This is a genomic window from Pseudomonas sp. 43(2021) (assembly GCF_017490805.1).
Classification (GTDB): domain Bacteria; phylum Pseudomonadota; class Gammaproteobacteria; order Pseudomonadales; family Pseudomonadaceae; genus Aquipseudomonas.
Genome location: NZ_JAFGYJ010000616.1, coordinates 1 through 349, shown reverse-complemented (window position 1 = coordinate 349; position 349 = coordinate 1). Strand labels below are relative to the sequence as shown.

The window sequence follows — 349 nt, the reverse complement described above, 5'->3', positions numbered from 1 at the left end:
ATGGTGACCTGGGCATTGTTGCTCAGGGTCACGACCAGGTCATGGGCCAGCGCCTGGTTGATGTGCACGGTGAAGGTCGGATTGACGTTCTCGGCCACCGAGGCCTGATCGGCAGTGATGGTGACCTTGACCAGGTCACCTTCGTTGCCCGGGGTACCCGGCTCGTCGGTGACGGTGGTGCTGACCGGGGTCTTGTCCAAGGTCAGTTGCTCAAACTTGCCCACGTCAGCGCCAGTGACCGAACCGATCGATTTGACCACAGGGTCGTTGGCGCCGGTGTAGACGTTGTCCGGGGCAGTGACGGTGACCGAACCAGTCGTGCCGTTGGCCGGCACGGTGATAACGGTCT

The 349-nt window shown here is 62.2% G+C and carries 1 protein-coding gene; it reads right to left on the bottom strand.

All coding sequences use genetic code 11. From position 1 onward, the window contains the following. A partial coding sequence (locus J5M71_RS28980; protein ID WP_207839134.1) for an immunoglobulin-like domain-containing protein occupies nt 1–349 on the bottom strand: 349 nt, incomplete at both ends.